The organism is Acidaminococcus timonensis, from assembly GCF_900106585.1.
In the GTDB taxonomy this organism is placed as follows: Bacteria; Bacillota; Negativicutes; order Acidaminococcales; family Acidaminococcaceae; genus Acidaminococcus; species Acidaminococcus timonensis.
Map to the genome: position 1 here is coordinate 936,903 of NZ_FNWH01000006.1, position 17,626 is coordinate 954,528.

The 17,626-nt window shown below is 56.6% G+C and carries 13 protein-coding genes; 9 read left to right on the forward strand and 4 right to left on the reverse strand.

From position 1 onward, the window contains the following. Positions 1–196 precede the first annotated feature (196 nt). Both panC and BQ5462_RS08305 read left to right on the forward strand, forming a co-directional pair. Positions 197–1,048, forward strand: a complete 852-nt coding sequence (gene panC, locus BQ5462_RS08300; protein ID WP_071142865.1) for a pantoate--beta-alanine ligase — start codon at positions 197–199, stop codon at positions 1,046–1,048. A gap of 4 nt (positions 1,049–1,052) precedes the next feature. Next, positions 1,053–2,027, forward strand: a complete 975-nt coding sequence (locus BQ5462_RS08305; RefSeq protein WP_071142866.1) for a bile acid:sodium symporter family protein — start codon at positions 1,053–1,055, stop codon at positions 2,025–2,027. Positions 2,028–2,153: 126 nt separating this feature from the next. Here BQ5462_RS08305 and BQ5462_RS08310 read toward each other — a convergent pair whose 3' ends face one another. Then, positions 2,154–3,398 carry an aromatic amino acid transport family protein gene (locus BQ5462_RS08310; protein ID WP_076978300.1) on the reverse strand — a complete coding sequence of 415 codons (1,245 nt, stop codon included), beginning with the start codon at positions 3,396–3,398 and terminating at the stop codon, positions 2,154–2,156. A 634-nt stretch (positions 3,399–4,032) separates the two neighbouring features. On the opposite strand from BQ5462_RS08310, the gene BQ5462_RS08315 reads away from it, so the two are divergent. From BQ5462_RS08315 to fba, 7 genes are all read left to right on the forward strand, one after another. Beyond that, entirely contained in the window at positions 4,033–5,220 is a 1,188-nt protein-coding gene (locus tag BQ5462_RS08315; protein ID WP_071142867.1) for an amidohydrolase, read from the forward strand. A gap of 6 nt (positions 5,221–5,226) precedes the next feature. Then, on the forward strand, positions 5,227–6,648 hold the full coding sequence (locus tag BQ5462_RS08320) for a YfcC family protein (RefSeq protein ID WP_071142868.1): 1,422 nt from the start codon (positions 5,227–5,229) through the stop codon (positions 6,646–6,648). Positions 6,649–7,087: 439 nt separating this feature from the next. After that, the gene (locus BQ5462_RS08325) at positions 7,088–10,273 is read left to right on the forward strand and encodes a DEAD/DEAH box helicase (RefSeq protein ID WP_071142869.1); all 3,186 of its coding nucleotides are present in this window, start codon (positions 7,088–7,090) and stop codon (positions 10,271–10,273) included. 499 nt (positions 10,274–10,772) lie between these two features. Further along, positions 10,773–11,798 carry an NADH:flavin oxidoreductase gene (locus BQ5462_RS08330; RefSeq protein WP_071142870.1) on the forward strand — a complete coding sequence of 342 codons (1,026 nt, stop codon included), beginning with the start codon at positions 10,773–10,775 and terminating at the stop codon, positions 11,796–11,798. Between the two features lie 4 nt (positions 11,799–11,802). Then, positions 11,803–12,162: a fluoride efflux transporter CrcB gene (crcB, locus tag BQ5462_RS08335; RefSeq protein WP_071142871.1), complete on the forward strand. Its 360-nt coding sequence runs from the start codon at positions 11,803–11,805 to the stop codon at positions 12,160–12,162. Then, a complete protein-coding gene (locus BQ5462_RS08340) occupies positions 12,162–13,028 on the forward strand; it encodes an RluA family pseudouridine synthase (protein WP_071142872.1) in 867 nt (288 codons plus the stop codon). The genes crcB and BQ5462_RS08340 overlap by 1 nt, the downstream gene beginning before the upstream one ends. 33 nt (positions 13,029–13,061) lie before the next feature. Next, the gene (gene fba, locus BQ5462_RS08345) at positions 13,062–13,991 is read left to right on the forward strand and encodes a class II fructose-1,6-bisphosphate aldolase (RefSeq protein WP_071142873.1); all 930 of its coding nucleotides are present in this window, start codon (positions 13,062–13,064) and stop codon (positions 13,989–13,991) included. A gap of 57 nt (positions 13,992–14,048) precedes the next feature. Here fba and BQ5462_RS08350 read toward each other — a convergent pair whose 3' ends face one another. From BQ5462_RS08350 to argC, 3 genes are all read right to left on the reverse strand, one after another. Beyond that, entirely contained in the window at positions 14,049–14,729 is a 681-nt protein-coding gene (locus tag BQ5462_RS08350; RefSeq protein ID WP_071142874.1) for a TetR/AcrR family transcriptional regulator, read from the reverse strand. A gap of 164 nt (positions 14,730–14,893) precedes the next feature. After that, positions 14,894–15,832, reverse strand: coding sequence for an AEC family transporter (locus BQ5462_RS08355; protein ID WP_071142875.1), 939 nt, complete (start codon positions 15,830–15,832; stop codon positions 14,894–14,896). A 124-nt stretch (positions 15,833–15,956) separates the two neighbouring features. Then, positions 15,957–16,880: an N-acetyl-gamma-glutamyl-phosphate reductase gene (gene argC, locus BQ5462_RS08360; protein ID WP_071142876.1), complete on the reverse strand. Its 924-nt coding sequence runs from the start codon at positions 16,878–16,880 to the stop codon at positions 15,957–15,959. Between the last annotated feature and the right edge of the window lie 746 nt (positions 16,881–17,626).

Genomic DNA, 17,626 nt, shown 5'->3' on the forward strand with positions numbered 1-17,626 from the left:
GGCAGGAGATAAATTTAGGGTTCCATCCCAAAACGGTTTCCCGATGCTGGATTGCGCGCGCAGACCATGGCCATCCATGGTCTGGATCCCTTCGGACTCGGAACCTACAATATATCGAAAGACTGGGACGGCAAGGTGCCCCTCTCTCATATGGGTACTGGATGTTCCAGGACTTTCACTGAAAGGTGTTGTCGTTATGCAACTGTTCCGTACCGTTAAAGATCTGAAGGACTTTGTCCGCACTGCCAAAAAAGAAGGCAAAACCATCGGCCTGGTGCCCACCATGGGTGCCCTCCACGAAGGCCATGCCTCTCTGATCAAAGCCGCTGCCCGGGAGAATGACGTGGTCATCGTCAGCGACTTTGTAAATCCCACCCAGTTCGGTCCCAACGAAGACTATGATGCCTATCCCCGGAAACTGGCCGCCGACGAAAAAGTCGCGGAAGCTGCCGGTGCCACGGCCATCTTTGCCCCTTCGCCGGCTGAAATGTATCCCCACAAGGATATGACCTGGGTGGAAGTGACGGGCAATATCACCAAGGTTCTTTGCGGCCGCACGCGCCCCATCCATTTCCGGGGTGTGGCCACGGTATGTACCAAGCTGTTCAATCTTTCCCAGGCCGACCGGGCCTATTTCGGGTTGAAAGATGCCCAGCAGACGGAAGTCCTCCGCCGGATGGTGGAAGACCTGTTCATGAATGTGGAACTGCGTATCATGCCCATCGTCCGGGAAGCCGACGGGCTGGCCAAAAGTTCCCGGAACGTCTACCTCTCTCCGGAGGAACGGAAGGCCGCTCTGGTCCTTTCCCGGAGCCTGAAGCATGCCAGAGAATCCTTTGACGCCGGCCAGCGGGATCCCCGGAAACTGGTGGACCAGGTCACGGAAGAAATCAAGGCAGAACCCATGAGCAACATCGATTATGTGGAACTGTACGGGATGCCGGGCCTGACGGAAGTCACCGGCCCCATTTCCAGCCGTGTGCTGCTGGCTGTGGCGGTGAAATTCGGCACCACCCGCCTAATCGACAACGTGGTGCTGGAGGGCTGATCCCATGGTGGACAAAATCGTACATTTCTGCACCCGGTACATGTCCATCGGTGTGGTGCTCATCGGATTCCTGGGCATCCTGGAACCGGGGCTCATGAAGCCCCTGGCCCCTCAGATCCCCACCTTCCTGGGCATCATCATGTTCGGCATGGGGATGAGCCTGAAACCGGCTGATTTCCGGAATGTCTTCCGGCAGCCCCGGAACGTGGCCATCGGGACCCTGCTCCAGTTCACCATCATGCCGGCTGTGGCCTTCGGACTGATCCACCTGTTCCGGCTCCCTCCCGCCATCGCCATCGGCGTGGTACTGGTAGGTTGCTGCCCCGGGGGAACCGCTTCCAATGTGATTTCCTACATCGCCCATGCAGATGTGGCCCTGTCGGTATCCATGACCATGGTGAACACCCTGCTGGCGCCCTTTGTGACCCCCTTCCTGGTGTGGCTCATTGCCGGCACCTGGGTGGATATCGATTTTGTGGCCATGATGATTTCCATTGTGAAGATGGTGCTGCTGCCTCTGATCCTGGGCATCGGGATGAATTCCTTCTTCCCCCGCCAGGTCAGCCGGGTCATCCGGGTGATGCCCATGCTCTCGGCCCTGGTGGTGATCCTTACCGTAGGCTGTGTGGTCTCCATGTCCGGCAGAGCCATTGTGGATAATGGGCTGGTGATCCTGTGCGTGGTAATCCTGCACAATCTGTGCGGGATGCTGCTGGGCGGTTTCTTCGCCCGCCGTTTCGGCCTGGACAAAGCCCAGTGCCGGGCCATGACCATCGAAGTGGGCATGCAGAATTCCGGTCTGGCTTCCACGCTGGCGCTGATGTATTTCACCGCAGCGGGAGGCATTGCCGGTGCCATCTTCTCCGTATGGCATAACGTTTCCGGCTCCCTTTTCGCCTCCTACTGTGTAGGCAGGGACGAAGAAGACGGGCAGGAAGAAACGGTTGGAGAACTGGCCGGAGAAAAAAGCAGAAACTGAATACAAAAAACAGGCGCTGTGAAAAAATCATCCACAGCGCCCTTATTTCGCTAGCGTCAGCTGGCTTCCTTCGGCTAGTGACTAGTGACGGGGTGTGAAAAAGCATTTTTTCACACCCCCTGTTTTTTACCATCCCCCGGGCAGCATCCCCCCGATGCTCAGCAGCGCATACACACCGGACCCCAGGAACACCGCCAGCACCAGATGCTGGATCCAGGGGGCGGCCAGCCATCCGCACTGCCAGCAGGGTGCCTGGTCCCCCCTTTTCCGGGCATTCCGGAGCATGAATACCGGCAGCACCGACATGATGATGCCCCCAAAGGTCCCGGCACTGAAAATGGCACTGACAAAGCCCACCAGGCCGCTGCTGGCCAGGAAGACGGGCGGAAGGACGATGAAGGCCAGGCACAGGGCCCGGCTGCGGAAATCCCGTTCCGACCGGAACCCCAGCCGCTCGATGCAGTTGGTCAGGAAACTTTCCGCAATGGCCCAGAAAGAAGTGAGCATGGCACAGAATGCAAAGAAGTTCACCAGCAGATAGAACAGCGGATTCCCCAGGGCCCGTCCCCAGGAAAGAGAAGCCACCTGGGTGATCTCCGAACCCGGCAGCATCAGGAACACCGCCAGGGGCACCAGGGCCAGGATCAGGAACGAGATCCCCGTACCCCCCAGGATGGCCGGCACCAGCTTTTCCGGACGGTCCCGGAAGCCCCGGGCCAGTTCGGGCACAATGTACTGCACCGCATAACAGAACACCGCAATGTTGAACACCGGGATCCCCCAGGTCCAGTGGGCGTACAGGATCTCTTCCACAGGGACCCGGGCCCACAGGAAAGAAGCCCCCACCAGCACCAGCAGCATCAGGATCATCCCCAGGCCCAGGAACTTCTCCGCCGTACCGGTGACCTTCAGCCCCAGCCAGACCACAGCCGTGGCCCCGATGGAAAACAGCAGGCTGGCCTCCTGCACAGGCAGCCCGAAAAAGGCACTGAGGATCTTGCCGCAGCCGGTGATGTAGGCGATCAGGCTGCAAAAGCTGGTGGCCCCCACCGAAAAGAAAATCAGCCAGGAGCCTGCCTTCCCCACATATTTTTCAGCCAGCCCGGAAAGCTGGAGAGGCTGCCGGGTGCGCAGGGCCGTTTCCGCCACATAGAGCATGGAAGCAATCGAAAGGAACCCGGCCACCAGCAGCCAGGTCAAAAGCACCGGCCACCCGGCCTTCCGGCTGGCATACGCCAGGCCCAGCACCCCTGAGCCAATGGTGGCCCCCACCACCAGCATCACCGCTTCCGTAAAAGAAAGCCGGTGGACTTCCAGGGCCCCCTCCTCCAGCGCAGCCTCCTCCAGCTGTTTCGTTTCCGTATATTCCATCGCATCTTCTCTCCCCTTCATAGATTGTCAAGTCACCTGACCTGCATACCGGTCCATTGTAGCACAACCGGCAGAAAGGGAAAAGGCAAGTTAACGGAAAGCACAAAAAGATTTGTGTCCCCATGCGACGGAGACGACAAAGAGGAGTCTCCCAGTCCGGTGGAAAAGGGAGGAAAGAACCCGCTTGCGGGTAGGGGGTTCGCACGCCTCTCTGAATTTTAAAGACGATATTACTCGCAGGGTCGGGGTATGAATCCACCACCAGAATGGTAGTAAAGAGTCGTATGGTTGATGTACGAACCTATCCACCGTCCATTCGGACGGTCCCCCTTCCCTTCCAGGGAAGGACAAAGCTTTGTGTCCCCGCGACGGAGACAACGAAGAGGAGTCTCCTAGTCCGGCGGAAAAAGGAGGAAAGTCTGTCTTTATCATACCGTTTTGTCTGTCCTGCTTTATGGACATAAAAACAGTGAGGGTCTTCTTTCCAAGCCACCATTCGGTTCCCACGTCGTTTTCATTTGTAACATTTATCCATTATATTTCTCTCCATTCTCTGTATATGACATGAATTTGTCACGTTGCAGCCGATTTTGCAGTACAATAAAAATAATTCTATAAAGGGGAGGCACATACCATGAATCAAGAAATCCTACAGGCCATCCAGGAAGAACTTCCGGAAGCATCCCGTCTGGTCCGGTATCTGTACGACCACCCGGAAACTGCGTATAAGGAGGTCCTTTCCAGCCGGGCCATCGTCGACGACCTGAAGAAAGCCAGCTATGAAGTGGAGTATCCATTTATGGAAAAAGAACTGGGATACGGAACCGCTTTCCGGGCCACCCTGAAGAACGGCCCGGGCCCTTCTGCCGCCATCCTGGTGGAATATGACGCCCTGCCCCAGATCGGCCACGGCTGCGGACACAACCTCCACGGCCCCCTGTCCGTCCTGGCCGCTCTGGCTCTTGCCAGACGGAAAGACCTGTTCTCCGGAACTCTGGAAGTGATCGGCACACCGGCAGAAGAAGAAGAAGGCGCCAAACTCCACATGGCTCCTGCCGGCATCTTCGACAACCTTTCCCTGGCCATCATGATGCACAGCGGCAGCGGGCACTACAGCCAGACCAACATGGATGCCACCGCCCTGCGCTGCTACATTGTGGAATTCTTCGGCAAGAGTGCCCACGCAGCTGGCAGCCCCTGGCTGGGCCACAACGCCCTCACCGCAGCCCGCAAGTTCATGGACCTGCTGGACGCCCGGCGTGACGGGTTCCATCCCGGTACCATCATGAGCGAGATCATCCTGGACGGGGGTAAGCAGCCCAACATGGTCCCCGATTACGCCAAGCTCCGCATGGAATTCCGCTCTCCCTCCATGGGTGAACTGGAAAACCTGGATCACATCGTCCACTGCTGCGCCAAAGGGGCCGCCATCGCCCTGGAATGTACCGAAAAATTCACCCTGGGCTTCCCGGATTTCAACGACATGGTCCGGGTACCGGCCCTGGAAGACAAAATCACGGAAGAATTCCAGGCACTGGGCAAGCCCATCGAACCGGCTGCTCCTGCCGGCGGTTCTACGGATGTGGGCAATGTGAGCTACTGCTGCCCTACCATCCAGCCCATCATCAGCATTACCGAGGAACCCTATTCCCTGCATACACCCGAACTGCGGGATGCCACGCTGACGGACCACGCCCGGGACCAGATGGCCGCCGGAGCCGCTGTCATCGCCGACACAGTACTTGCGATTTTCAATGATGCTGCCTTCCGGGAAAAAGTCCAGAAAGACTTCAAGGCAGCCGTAGCCAGAAAAAAGGGGTGAAGCATCATGGCTGAAGAAAAGATTCCCGTGCTGCCGGAAGAAACCGGCAAGAAGAAATTTGCGTTACCACACATCTATGCCCTGCTGTTTGGTATCATCATTTTATGTACGCTCATGACCTGGATCCTGCCCGCCGGGGAGTTCGACCGGGTCACCAATGCCACCGGCCAGAAGATCGTAGTGGCCGGTACCTTCCATCTGGTAGACGCCCATCCAGTGGGTATCTTCGAAATGTTCAAATGCATCTATGAAGGTCTGTGTAACGCCGCTAACGTGACCATGTTCGTGTTCGTGGCCTACGCTTTCATCGGCCTCATCATCGCCACCGGCGCCTTCAACGGTCTGGTAGCCGGTCTGCTGCGGATTTTCAAGGGCAAAACGAAAGTGGCCATCATCCCCATTTTCATCACCCTGATCGGTTTCGCCTCCTCCACCATCGGCGTGTTCGAAGAAACCTTCCCCTTCATCCCCATTTTCGTGGGCATTTCCATTGCCATGGGCTATGATGCCATCGTGGGTATGGCCATCGTTTCCCTGGCTGCTGCGGTGGGCTACGCCGGGGCCTTCATGAACCCCTTCACCGTAGGCATGGCCCAGAGCATCGCAGGTCTGCCCATCATGAGCGGATCCGGCTTCCGGATTTTCTGCCACATCTGCATGATTGTGGTGGCCTCCATCTACACCATCCGCTACGCCCTGAAAATCGAAAAGGATCCCACCAAAAGCCTGGTTTATGGAGACCCGTCCGAATTCAGCATGAGCCAGGAGGAAGTGGCCAGCCATCCCTTCGGTGTGCGGGAAAAAGCCGTGCTGCTGGTCCTGCTGGCCGGCATCATCGTCCTGGTGTATGGTACCAAGAACTTTGGCTGGTATTTTACCGAGCTCAGTGCCCTGTTCATGATTATGGGCCTTGTTTTTGCCTTCATCATGGGCTGGACCCCCAATGAAATCGCCCGGAAGCTGAGCCGGAACTTCACCGACATCGCCGAGGCCTGCATGATGATCGGCATTGCCAGAGGCGTCCTGATCGTCATGCAGCACGGGCACATCATGGATACCTTCGTGTACGGGCTCAGCCTGCCCCTGGCCTCCTTCCCCACAGTGATTTCTGCCGAATGCATGCTGCTGGTGCAGACCCTGCTGAACTTCCTGATTCCGTCCGGATCTGGGCAGGCCGTGGTCAGCATGCCCATCATGGCACCCCTGTCCGATCTGCTTCACATTCCTCGTCAGCTGGCGGTACTGTGCTTCCAATACGGTGACGGGCTGTCCAACATCCTGTGGCCCACGGCCATGGCACCGGTATGCGCCGGGATTGCCGGAGTCAAGGTGGAGAAATGGTGGAAATGGTTCGTGCCCCTGTTCCTGTTGCTGCTTCTGACCCAGATGGTCACCGTAGCCGTGGCCCTGATGATCGGCTGGCAGTAAGGAAAAGAGAATCGTTTATCCTTGAAAGAAGATACAAAAACCGCAGACCTCTGGCCTGCGGTTTTTCTTTATCTTCTTCCTCCTTTCCGTCAGCAGTCTCCCAGTCCTGTGGGAAAAGGGGAAAAATTTGTGTCCCCCTGCAAGGGGGAAAGGGCCCGCTTGCGGGTAGGGGGTTCGCACACCTCTCTGCCTTTTAAAGACGGTGTTCCTCGTATGGTCGGTGTAAAACCTATCCACCATTGCGCTGACGCGCAACGGTCCCCCTTCCCTTTCAGGGAAGGACAATTACTTAGTTTCCCTACCCCCTTCCCTTTTCCCCAAGGCTGGGCTGTTCCTCTTCGTCACGACCGTCGTGGAAAGGACTAAAGGATATTATCCTCAGCCCCCGTTGATGGTCTCCATGGTATAATACCCTTATGTACGAAAGGGAGGCCGTGATATGGACAAACTACAAGATGGGCTCTATGAAAAGGTAGTTTCACAACGCCTGGACAAACAGCTCAGGCAGGAATTTGCCGAAAACAAAATTTGGTATACCCTCAGCGACCCCATGGATCCCCAGGATGCGGTACAGTACCTGGCAGAATATGTACGTCATTTGGTGCAGGTTTGCCTGAAGGACCTGGCGGATCAGGACGATGATACCCTGCTGCAGCAGGAGCTGGCACTGACCAATGGCCTGGTGGATACACTGCGAGCACACTTGCCGGAAATGGGAACGGATAACCAGATCAACCTGCCCAACTTCCTGCTTTTGGAACTGCAGCACCGGTTGAACCATCTGGAGCCAGCCCACCGTCCTCGACCCCAGACCTCTCTTTCTCACTCGTTTTTGTTCACCAACAGCCACAAGGATGTATCCCTGGTCACGGAGCTGCAACGGGAAATTGCTTCCAGCGACCGGATTGATTTTCTGGTATCGTTCATTCGATATTCCGGGTTGTCCCTGATTCTTCCCTATCTGCGCACCTTTACCCAGGCGGGCGGCCATCTGCGAATCCTGACTACCACCTATATGGGCGCCACAGACCCCAAAGCCATTGCCAAACTGGCGGAACTGCCCAACACGGAAATCCGGATCTCCTATAACGTAAAGGAAACCCGTCTCCACGCCAAGGCCTATTTATTCCACCGGAACAGCGGCTATTCCACTGCCTACGTGGGCTCTTCCAATCTGTCCCATGCCGCCATTGCCGATGGTCTGGAATGGAACATGAAGGTCACCCAGCAGGATATGCCGGCGATTATGGATAAAATGTGGGCCACTTTTGAAACCTACTGGCATTCCGAAGATTTTCAGGCCTACCATAAGGAAGATCTGCCGGCACTGCAGAAGGCCATCGACCAGGAACGAGGCCGGGACACAAAAAGCACGGTGGCATTGCCCTATACCTTTACCATCCACCCTTATCCGTTCCAGCAGGTGATTCTGGATGCATTGGAAGTAGAGCGGAAGGAACGGAACCACTGGAAGAATCTGATTGTTGCGGCTACGGGGACTGGGAAAACGGCCCTTTCAGCCTTTGATTACCGGCGATTCCTGCAAACCCGTCCCCAAGGGGCCAGGCTGCTTTTCCTTGCCCACCGGGAAGAAATCCTGGAGCAGAGTCTTTCCTGCTTCCGTCAGGTGCTGAAGGATCCTTCTTTTGGAGAATTGGCAGTTGGCGGCAGGCATCCCGCTCACATGGAGCATGTATTCATGTCCATCCAGACCTGTAACAGCCTGAAACTGTGGGAGAAAATGGATCCGGCGTACTACGACATGATCATTGTGGATGAATTCCACCATGCGGCAGCGCCTTCCTACCAGAAGCTGCTGAATACCTTTACCCCCCAAATTTTACTGGGCCTGACGGCGACTCCGGAGCGAATGGACGGCAAGAGCATCCTGGGCTTTTTTGACAACCACATTGCCGCCGAAATCCGGCTGCCGGCTGCCATTGAACGGCGTCTGCTCTGTCCCTTCCATTATTTCGGTGTGGAAGATACGGTGGACCTGCGCCATGTAAACTGGACCAACGGCCATTACGACGTAGGGGCCCTGACCAATCTGTACGTCATGGAAAGCCATACGGCCAGCAAGCGGGCAGACGCCATTTTACGGGCTCTGGATAACTATACCGCTGATTTGCGGGATGTGAAAGGCGTTGGGTTTTGCGTTTCCAAGAAACACGCTCATTTCATGGCGGAATATTTCACCCGGAAGGGCATCCCCTCCCTGGCCCTGGACAGTGATTCCAGTGAGGAAGAACGGCAAAGCGCACGCCAAAAGCTGGAAAGCGGCGCGGTCACCTTCCTGTTCGTAGTGGATCTGTTTAACGAAGGGGTGGACATCCCCTGTATCAACACCGTGCTGTTCCTGCGACCCACCAACAGTATGACGGTATTTTTGCAGCAGTTGGGCCGTGGGTTGCGGCTGGATAAAGGGAAGGATTGCCTGACCGTACTGGACTTTGTGGCTCAGGCCAACCGCCATTACGATTTTGCCAGCCGCTTCCAGGCTCTGGTAGGCCGCAGCGATGTGCCAGTAAAACGGGAAATTGAACAGGGCTTCCCCCACGTGCCCAAAGGCTGTTCCATCCAATTGGAAGAAATTGCCCAGAAACGGGTACTGGATACCATTCGCGCCCAGCTGCGAGGCAATGCGTTTTACCAGGATTGTATCCAGGAACTGTATGAAACCACAGGACATCGGCTACCCACAATCAGTGAATTTTTCCAGGCTGCCAAGGTAACTCCCCAGGCCTTTTACAATGGCAAGCGGACGTATGCACGGCTGTGCGCCAATGCAGGGGTGATTGCCGATTTTGCAAGAACGGACGAAGAAAGCCTGCTGGAACGGGCACTGCCCCGGCTGCTGGGCATGGATTCTCCCCAATGGCTCCGTTTTTTACAAAAAGTTCTGCCCACGGGAGATAAGCCCCATGCATGGGACCCAATTCAAAAACAATACCTGCGGATGTGGCAGTTTACCCTGTGGGGCAAAGATTGGCAGGAAGCGTCCCTGACAGAGCCCTGGGAAGCCATCAGCCTGTGGCAAAAACGGCCGGAGCTGCGCAGGGAATTGGAAGAAGTATTGGATTTCCAGTTTGGCCGGTTCAACGTACTGCCCCAAAAAGCCAGGCTCCCCTATCCCTGTGCCCTGGAAGTCTATTGCAATTATTCCCGGGACCAGATTTTTGCAGCGCTGGGTCTGGAAAAGTCCAATAGTGTACGGGAAGGGGTTAAGTACCTGCATCCCAAAAACAGTCAGGTGGTAACCCGGGATACGGACGTGTTTCTGGTAACCCTGAACAAGTCGGAAAAGGAATTTTCCGAATCCACCCGGTATGAAGATTATTCCATCAATAAAAATCTGTTTCACTGGCAAAGCCAGAACGCCACCAAACCAGAATCCAAAACAGGCCAGCGGTATTTGAACCAGCGCAAGAACGGATCCATTGTATTGCTGTTTGTACGGGAGCAGAAAAAGGATCCCCAGGGAGGGTCCCAGAATTATACCTTTTTAGGTCCGGCCCAAATGGTCAAGGCCTGGGGCAGCCAGCCCATCACTATCCTCTACAGATTGGACTGTCCCATTCCGGCCCAGTACATTACCAAGACGGACAGCAGCGGGGTCTTATAAGGAGGAAAAAGGGCCCCATGCGGCAGGGGATTCGAACATCGGCCGATCCTTTTACAGACGGTATAATTAATTCGTACTGTCGGTGTAAAAACCCATCCACCGTGCTACGCACGGTCCCCCTTCCCTTTTCCCCGGGACTAGGCTGTTCCTCTTCGTCACGGCCGTGGCAGGAAGGACAAAAGATTTGTGTCCTACGCGACTTTGTGTCCCCCTGAAAGGGGGAAAGGACCCGCTTCAGCGGGTAGGGGGTTAGAACACCTGACTAACGACAAGAAGATATAAGAACCCACCACCAGAATGGTAGTAAAGAGTCGTATGGTCGATGTACGAACCTATCCACCGTCCATTCGGACGGTCCCCCTTCCTTCTCCCTGGGACCAGGCTGTTCCTGTTCGTCACGGCCGTCGCAGGAAGGACAACGACTTGCCCCCTACCTCTTTTCTTTCTGTTCCACCTGTTTTATAATCATATACAGTTATCTTGGAAAGGAACATGAACTATGTACGATTTCTTACAAAAACCCCTGCAACTGGGTTCCCTGACGTTGCGGCACCGCCTGGTGCTGCCCCCCATGGCCACGGAAAAGGCCGCTGACGGCAGGATCACCCCGGCCCTCATCGCCTATTACCGGGAAATGGCCCAGGGCGGCCCTGCTCTGGTGATCCAGGAACACTGCTATGTGGCTCCGGAAGGCAAAGCCAGCCCCCACCAGATCGGGATGGATGGGACTGCCGACATGGCCGCCCTGAAAGAACTGACCGCTGCTGTCCATGCCTGCGGCGTACCGTTTCTGGCCCAGCTGAGCCATGCGGGCAGTGCGGCCCATAGGGCTGTGACCGGATTGCCGGTGGTGGGCCCCAGCGCCGTAAAGAATCCGGGCAAAGTGGCGGCGGTAGGCGGCGTCAGCCCGGACCTGCCGGAAGCTCTGGACCAGGACGGCCTGGACCGGATCCGTCAGGCTTTCGTGGACGCTGCCCTGCGGGCCAAAGAGGCCGGTTATGACGGAGTGGAGATCCACGCTGCCCATGGCTACCTGCTGGACCAGTTCTATTCTCCCCTCACCAACCACCGCACGGATGAATATACCGGGAGCACCCTGGAAGGCCGCACCCGGTACCTGCAGGAAGTGTGCAGGGCAGTACGCCAGGCCGTGGGCCCCGACTTTGTGGTGACCCTGCGCCTGGGTGCCGCTGATTACATGCCGGGCGGCGCCACTGTGGAAGAGGTACCCCGGGCGATTTCCCTGCTGCAGCAGGCCGGTGTGGACGGGTTCAGCATTTCCGGCGGAATGAGCGCCTTTTTCCGTCCCGGTCACACGGAACCCGGATATTTCGCCGAACTGTCCCGGGCCGCCAAATCCGCCACCGCGCTGCCGGTGATGCTGGCTGGCGGCATCACCACAGGGGAACAGGCGGAAAGACTCCTGGAAGAAGGCCGGGCTGATCTGATCGGCATTGCCCGGGCCGCACTGAAGGATCATCAGATATTCAGGAAAATCGTTGATCCTGTCGCCCAAAGGAGCTGATACGATGACTTCCTGTATCATTGTGGGCCTGGGCGGGTTCGTGGGGTCAATTCTCCGGTACCTGATCGGTCTTTTGCCCTATGAACACAGCAGCGGCTTTCCGCTGAAGACGTTTTTCATCAACATCCTGGGGGCCTTCCTCATCGGGGCCGTGGCGGCTCTGGCCGGCCGCTCTTCTCTTTCGCCCCGGCTGGCCCTGTTTTTGAAGGTGGGCATCTGCGGCGGGTTCACCACCTTCTCTTCTTTTGCCCTGGAAAGCCAGCAGCTGGTGGATAAGGGTTCCCCAGTCACGGCGGCCCTGTACATGGGCCTGTCCCTGTTCTTCGGCATCCTGGCCTGCATCGCCGGACAGAAGGTGGTGTAATGGACTTCATCCTGCCCTGTTCGGCGCCTCCCACCCGGCTGAAGACGTTCCTGCAGCAGCTGGGCCTTTCGGGCACCTACTGGAAGAAGCTGAAGGCTGCCGGTGCCCTGACGGTAAACGGTGAAGTCCTCCAGAGGGACGCTCTGTTGCAGCCCGGTGACAGGGTCTGCTGGCACTTTCTGCCGGAGCATTCGGACCTTTTGCCGGAGGAAGCACCTCTCACCGTGTTGCTGGAAACGGAACTGCTGCTGGCCGTGGACAAGCCGGCGGGCCTTGTGACCCACAACGCCGGAAAGGAGCGGACCCCTTCTCTCAGCCGCCGGGTGGCCTGGTACTATCACCAGCACCATCTCCTCTGCGGCATCCATCCGGTCTCCCGTCTGGACCGGGAAACTTCGGGCATCGTCCTGTTTGCCAAAAATTCCTGTGTCCACCACATGCTCAGTGCCGGCCGGCTGGAAAAGACCTATCTGGGCCTGACCCGGGGCCAGTGGGAACAGCCGGAGGGCCTCATCGACCTGCCCATCGGCCGGAAACCCGGCTCCATTGTGGAGCGGCAGATCGACCCCAATGGACTTCCTGCCCGTACCCGGTACCGGGTGCTGGAAGAACGGGGAGGCTGCAGCCTGGTCCAGTTCACCCTGGAAACGGGCCGCACCCACCAGATCCGGGTCCACTGCGCCGCCATGGGCCACCCCCTTCTGGGAGACACCCTGTACGGAGCCCCCGGTGCTCCGGGCCGCCACTACCTCCACGCCTGGAAGCTCCTGGTTACGGTCCCATTTACGGAAAAGGTCCTGACCCTGGAGGCCCCGGTGCCGGAAGATTTTACCGCTGTATGGAAAAAAATCACGGATATGGTATAATGAATCCATAGAGAACTCAAGGAGGTTTCAAACATGCCATTCGTAACAACTACGGAAATGTTCAAGAAAGCCTATGAAGGCCACTATGCTGTAGGTGCCTTCAACGTCAACAATATGGAAATCGTCCAGGGGATTGTGGAAGCCGCCAAGGAAGAACAGTCCCCGCTGATCCTGCAGGTATCCGCCGGCGCCCGGAAATACGCCAAGCACAACTACCTGCTGCACCTGGTGGAGGCTGCCATGGAAGATACCGGCCTGCCCATCGCCCTGCACCTGGATCACGGCGCCGATTTCGATATCTGCAAAGCCTGCGTAGACGGTGGCTTCACCTCCGTCATGATCGACGGTTCCAAATATCCTTTTGAAGAAAACATCGAACTGACCAAACGGGTGGTGGATTATGCCCACAACAAGGGCGTTGTGGTGGAAGCCGAACTGGGCAAGCTGGCCGGCGTGGAAGATGCGGTCAAGGTCAACACCCGGGAAGCCACCTACACCGATCCGGATCAGGCCGTGGAATTCGTGGAACGCACGGGAGTGGATTCCCTGGCCATCGCCATCGGGACCAGCCATGGTGCCTACAAGTTCAAGGGCAAACCCCAGCTGGACTTCGACCGTCTGGAAAAGATCACCAACCTGCTGCCGGGGTTCCCTCTGGTCCTGCACGGTGCCTCCACGGTCATCCCTGAATTCGTGGAAGAATGCAACAAATACGGCGGCAAGCTGGACGGCGCTCAGGGCTGCCCTGAACCCATGCTGAAGAAAGCCGGCACCTACGGGGTCTGCAAGATCAACATCGATACGGACCTGCGGCTGGCCATGACCGCTTCCATCCGGAAGTACCTGTACGAACATCCGGAAGATTTCGACCCCCGTTCCTACCTGGGCAAGGGCCGGGAAGCCATCAAAAAGATGGTGGCCCACAAGATGCGGGATGTGCTGAACTCTTCCCACAGACTGTAAGTATACAAAATAAGGGACTGTTGCTGAAGCAACAGTCCCTTATTTTGTATCTTGCGTTTATTTCCGGATGTGGCCGTACAGGAACCGGTCCACCATGCCGGCCACCACCTTGTGGATGTTGTCCCTGTTGATGGCGCCCTGGTTGTACAGCATAAAGATGCTGAAGTAGAAATTCTGGCTCATCAGGGTCAGATTGTCCTGGCACTCCTTGATATACCCGGCATCCATGGCCTGCTGGAGAATTTGCCGAAGCAGCTGCACTTCCCCGCCGATCAGCTGGGCATACCGCCGTTTCACAGCCACTTCCTCTTCAGTGGGCTTCCGGCCCCAGCGCATGTCCAGCACATGCTCTCCCTTTTCCTGGTTCCACAGCAGGCGCCAGCCTGCCTGCTGGTTCAGCAGTTCGAACAATATCACCGACCACAGGATATCATTGGTATAGAGAAAATGGAGGAAGGTATACACATAGGCCTGGAACTGGCCTTCGAAGGTGGTCTCCTTCCCCACGGCTGCGTCCAGCGCTTTCATCAGCCGCTTGTTCTTGCCCAGGACCAGGGTGTAGAACAGGTTTTCCTTATTCTTGAAATATTTATAGACCGTTCCCTTCCCGGTATCAGCGATCTGGATGATCTCATCCAGGGTGGCCTGGTGATAGCCCTTCCGGGAAAAGACTTTTTCCGCAGCTTTCAGGATCCGTTTGTCCTTTGGGATATCGTCGGTGGCTGTTTTATTCGTCATGGGGTCCTCACTCCTACAACAATTCTTGGTATTTCAGCAATTTTTGATCTTGTCATTCTTTTATTATATCATGGTTGTCCTGGTTTTTCACATTTTTGCCATATACACAGAAAGAGGCCCCTGGATGCACCGGGCCCGGGGTGCTGGGAGAAATGCTCCCACCTTTACAGCAATCCCAGATTCTTGAAAGCCAGTACCCACAGGAACATGGTCAGGCAGCTGGCCGCCGAGGAAAAGATCACACAGTTCCCTGCCAGTTCCCCGTCGCTGTCCATCTGCTGGGCCATGGCAAAGGAAGCCACTGCACAGGGAGTGGCACTCATGGCCATCAGGGAAGCCAGTTCCACATTCCGCAGCCCCAGGGTCACGGCAGCCCCCAGCACGATGGCCGGAGCCAGTACCAGCCGGCCCAGCACCGTGAAGACCAGTTCCCGCATCTCACTGATGGCGCCCTGGAGGGTGAAGGAGGCCCCCAGCACGATCAGGGCAAAGGGGGTGGTGCTACCTGCAATGGCCTTGATGCACTTGAGCAGCGATTCCGGTGCCGGAAAGGGCAGCAGCTTGAACAGCAGGCCGCCGATGGCCCCCAGGATCATGGGATTCCTGAGGACCCCCCACAGGATCTTGACCGGGTTGAAGGTACCGCCCCGGAATGTTTCCAGGGTGAACACGGCCAGCACATTGTAGATGGGGACGATGATGGCGCACAGCATCAGCGGCAGCGCCATGGCTTCCGCCCCATACAGGTTCTCCACCAGGGGGACTCCCAGAAGGATGAAGTTGCTGCGGTAGAAGGCCTGAATCATGGCACCCCGCTTCTTGTTGTCCTTGACCAGGGTGGTGACCAGGACGAAACCCACAATGTATTCCAACAGCAGGGCCGCCACGGCAAAACCCACGAAAGAGGGCTTCACCACCTTGCTCACATCGGTGAAATACACTGAGTAGAACATGTTGGTGGGCAGGAACACTCCGAAGACCAGTTTGTTGAAGTACGAAATGATCTGGGGCGTGAACCCGTACCGTTTCTTGGCCAAAAGCCCCACACCCATATAGATCATCAGCGGTAGAACAGCCCCCGCCGCAATCCAGAAATTCCCCATAAGAAGGCCCCCCCTGTTCTGTAATCAAAATGGAATAAGCAGTATAAGCGTACCATAATAAAAAAAAGTTGTAAAGAAAGGCACAGGCATTTCTTTACAACTTTCGCGTCAGCCGGCTGGACCCTTACAGTTCCAGTCCCGTGGCGGGATCCAGCCCCATGGCGATATTCATGTTCTCAATGGCGGCGCCGCTGGCCCCCTTGCCCAGGTTGTCGAACTGGGCGCTGACGGTGAACCGTTCCTCGTTGCCGCAGATGTAGATCTTCAGATTGTCCTTGCCTGCCAGGGTGTTGCTGCCCAGCATCTTGGGCTGTTCCTCGGAGGTTTCCACGGTGATGAACTTCTGGTCCCGGTAAAAATCCTGGTACAGCTTCCGGATGGCGGACAGGCTCAGGTCCGTGGGCATCAGGAACCCGGCCGTGACCAGCATGCCTGCATAGTAGGGAGCCACGATGGGCAGGAAGATCGGGGACTGTTCCAGCCCGGTGTATTTCAGGATTTCCGGCAGGTGCTTGTGCTTCTGGCCCAGGGAATAGATCCGGGGCGCATCCAGCTCCTTGTCGTGGAGATTTTCATAGGAAGCGATCATCTTCTTGCCCCCGCCGGAATATCCGGTGAGAGAAGTGAGGGTATAGAGCCCGGTCTTTTCGATGAGCCCGGCCTTCACCAGCGGTGCCAGTACCGCAATGGAACCGGTGGCATGGCAGCCCGGGTTGGAAATGCGGCGGCTGCTCTGGATGGCATGCAGGTACCGGGGACCCAGTTCCGGGAATCCGTAGGCCCAGTCCGGATCGCAGCGGAAGGCCGTGGAGGTGTCGATAATCCGGGTATCGCAGTTTTTGGCTGCTTCGGCCACTTCCCGGGAAGCGGCGTCCGGCAGGCACAGGAACGCCACATCAGCCAGGTCGATCTTTTCCAGCCGGGCATCCAGGTTCTTGCGCAGGTCGCTGCTGATGGTGAGCAGCTCGATGTCACTGCGCTGTTTCAGCCGCTGTGCCAGACGCAGACCCGTAGTCCCCTCGCCGCCGTCGATGAATACTTTAAACATGTCAAACCACCCCTCACTTGTGTTGTCAGATGTATCTTATGGTTTAGAATAGGAACATTATAACACACAAGGGGGCCGGGGTATAGGGATTTTTTGGTAAAAACGCATAAAAATTCATAAATAATGAGAATCTGTGCATTTTTTGGTGTAAGAACAAGGGTTTTGTGTCCCCCTGAAAGGGGGAAAGGACCCGCTTGCGAGTAGGGGGTTAGAACGCCTAACTGACGACAAGAACCAGATACTGTGAAAAGGTTACGGATAAGTCGTATGGTCGGTGTAAGAACCTATCCACCGTCCATTCGGACGGTCCCCCTTCCCTTTCAGGGAAGGACAAATATTTGTTTCCTAGTCCTGTGGAAAAGGGCTTTGTGTCCCCCGCGACGGAGACGACGAGGAGGACTCTCCCAGTCCTGTGGAAAAGAGGAAAAGCCTTGTGTCCCCCTGAAAGGGGGAAAGGGCCCGCTTGCGGGTAGGGGGTTAGAACGCCTGACTGACGACAAGAACCAGATACTGTGAAAAGGTTACGGATAAATCTTATGGTCGGTGTAAGAACCTATCCACCAGCCATACGGCTGGTCCCCCTTCCCTTTTCCCCGGGACTAGGCTGTTCCTATTCGTCACAGCCGTCGCAGGGAAGGACAAATACTTGTGTCCCCCCTACTTGTGTCCCCCTGAAAGGGGGAAAGGACCCGCTTGCGGGTAGGGGGTTAGAACGCCTGACTGACGACAAGAACCAGATACTGTGA

Coding starts and splice junctions, on each gene's coding strand:
- panC (WP_071142865.1), top strand. CDS start 197: ATGCAACTGTTCCGTACCGTTAAAGATCTGAAGGACTTTGTCCGCACT.
- BQ5462_RS08305 (WP_071142866.1), top strand. CDS start 1,053: ATGGTGGACAAAATCGTACATTTCTGCACCCGGTACATGTCCATCGGT.
- BQ5462_RS08310 (WP_076978300.1), bottom strand. CDS start 3,398: ATGGAATATACGGAAACGAAACAGCTGGAGGAGGCTGCGCTGGAGGAG.
- BQ5462_RS08315 (WP_071142867.1), top strand. CDS start 4,033: ATGAATCAAGAAATCCTACAGGCCATCCAGGAAGAACTTCCGGAAGCA.
- BQ5462_RS08320 (WP_071142868.1), top strand. CDS start 5,227: ATGGCTGAAGAAAAGATTCCCGTGCTGCCGGAAGAAACCGGCAAGAAG.
- BQ5462_RS08325 (WP_071142869.1), top strand. CDS start 7,088: ATGGACAAACTACAAGATGGGCTCTATGAAAAGGTAGTTTCACAACGC.
- BQ5462_RS08330 (WP_071142870.1), top strand. CDS start 10,773: ATGTACGATTTCTTACAAAAACCCCTGCAACTGGGTTCCCTGACGTTG.
- crcB (WP_071142871.1), top strand. CDS start 11,803: ATGACTTCCTGTATCATTGTGGGCCTGGGCGGGTTCGTGGGGTCAATT.
- BQ5462_RS08340 (WP_071142872.1), top strand. CDS start 12,162: ATGGACTTCATCCTGCCCTGTTCGGCGCCTCCCACCCGGCTGAAGACG.
- fba (WP_071142873.1), top strand. CDS start 13,062: ATGCCATTCGTAACAACTACGGAAATGTTCAAGAAAGCCTATGAAGGC.
- BQ5462_RS08350 (WP_071142874.1), bottom strand. CDS start 14,729: ATGACGAATAAAACAGCCACCGACGATATCCCAAAGGACAAACGGATC.
- BQ5462_RS08355 (WP_071142875.1), bottom strand. CDS start 15,832: ATGGGGAATTTCTGGATTGCGGCGGGGGCTGTTCTACCGCTGATGATC.
- argC (WP_071142876.1), bottom strand. CDS start 16,880: ATGTTTAAAGTATTCATCGACGGCGGCGAGGGGACTACGGGTCTGCGT.